Here is a 1,580-nt window from a genome sequence, read left to right on the forward strand (position 1 = left end):
GGCAATCCGGGGCCGGGGCGGGGGTGGAGGAGGTCCCCCGCGCCTGGTTGATCGGGTGGTGGTGTTCCCAGGCATGGCCTCGGGCGAGGCTCTGCGCTTGGAGGCGGGCGATGAGGGTGCCGTCCCCTATTTCCAGGCGGGCCCAGGCGCCGAGTGTGTGGGCGCGGGCGCATTCGGCGTTGTCGGCCGGGAGTTGGTAGTGCTCCTGCCCGGCGCGGTGGGCCCGGTGGAGTAGGCGGCTCAGCTCGGACGGGTCGGCTGGGGATGGGTGGACTCCGTGGATGCGGATTCCGTGGGCGTCTGCCCGGTAGGTGACGAGCCACTGGAGCTGTTGCCCTGTCACAACGTGTCCTGCCCACAGGCGAGCTCGCGTCGGAGAGCTCGCTTTGCGCTCTGCCTGATGCGGCTGTGGAGGTGCTTCTTGCCGCCGTCGGATTTGATCTCGTCGTCGTAGCGGTGGAGTCCTGCGGCGCGGCCTTGGAGGCTGACGCCGGGGCTGCGGGGTTTACGTCGGGACATGTGCGCGTCCTTCGTCGTCCGGTGGGTGGCTGGAGCGGTGTTGGGGTGCGCCGGTCGGCGCACCCCAGCTGTGGGATCAGGCGGCGGCCAGCTCCCCGAGCACTTCGAGGAGCTCCACCAGCTCATCGAGGCCGGGCTCCTGGGTGCCGGTGCGCTCCGGGACTGAGACCCGGCNNCTCCTCGCGCAGCGCGGTGGATTCGTTGCGGTCCAGCTGGGTTCCATTGACGAGCTGGGAGTAGTTGATGAAGTCGAAGTTGTCGGTCATGGGAGTCTCCGAGCGAAGTGTTGGTGAGGGGCTCTCCCTCGCCTTGTGTCTTTATTCTATAGGCACTTTGGGTGCGGAGAAAAGACTCCCTGAAAGGAGTCTCATCCCCTGGACGTCACGTTTCCGCAGGTCAACAGGCTGCAGGTACCGACTGGTTCGGCCACTCGACCCCTGCGAGCGCCCGCGCGTGGGTGGCCGGCACCGATGTCAGCGCATAGCCCAGCCAGTCCAGGCCCATCGCCGCCAGGATGAAGGCGTCGGCCTCGTCGTACCGGGCCGTTCCCTCGCATTCGATGCCGTACTGCTCCGCGACGGCATCCCTCACCCTGCCCTTGAGCTGGGTCCCCTTCTCCCCTGCCCACCGCGCCTTGCCCGTCGCGTAGATGATCCGACTGTTCGGCGGGACGACGGCGTAAGGGATGCCCCGTCTCCACAGCATGTGGCGGACCATCCAGCGCATCGCCGACAGCTGGTCCATTCCCTGCAGCCTCGCCTTCGAGAACGCCGCGCCCTCGATCACCACCAGGTCCGCATTGCGCACGAACGAGGCGACGCCGTCGAGTTGCTGCGCGAACCGCTCGTGCAAGGTCTTGCCCTTGGCCCGTATGTGGTCGGTCCAGTCCGCTCCGGCGACGCCGGTGGTACCGATCGCCACGTCCAGGCCGACGACGAGCGGGTAAAGCGCCGCAACCGGGGCGGGGGCGGGGCCAGTCAAGTCAGGCACGTGCGGTCTCCTTGTTGCCGGGCGGGGTGGTGTGCGGGTCAGGCGGCGAGGGTGAACTCTTCGCCGGTGAT

3 protein-coding genes are annotated in these 1,580 nt (G+C 68.2%); all 3 read right to left on the minus strand.

Features of this window, described 5'->3' with window-relative positions; translation table 11 throughout:
• On the minus strand, positions 1 to 343 hold a 343-nt coding region (locus J0695_RS27290), incomplete at its 3' end, for a hypothetical protein (RefSeq protein WP_206966307.1).
• Positions 340 to 519 (minus strand): hypothetical protein, encoded by a 180-nt coding sequence (locus tag J0695_RS27295; protein ID WP_206966309.1) that lies wholly within the window; start codon positions 517 to 519, stop codon positions 340 to 342. The genes J0695_RS27295 and J0695_RS27290, both read right to left, overlap by 4 nt.
• Before the next feature lie 396 nt (positions 520 to 915).
• Positions 916 to 1,509: a hypothetical protein gene (locus tag J0695_RS27300; protein WP_206966311.1), complete on the minus strand. Its 594-nt coding sequence runs from the start codon at positions 1,507 to 1,509 to the stop codon at positions 916 to 918.
• Between the last annotated feature and the right edge of the window lie 71 nt (positions 1,510 to 1,580).

It is taken from the genome of Streptomyces beijiangensis (assembly GCF_017315755.1).
In the GTDB taxonomy this organism is placed as follows: Bacteria; Actinomycetota; Actinomycetes; order Streptomycetales; family Streptomycetaceae; genus Streptomyces; species Streptomyces beijiangensis.

Coding starts and splice junctions, on each gene's coding strand:
- J0695_RS27295 (WP_206966309.1), bottom strand. CDS start 519: ATGTCCCGACGTAAACCCCGCAGCCCCGGCGTCAGCCTCCAAGGCCGC.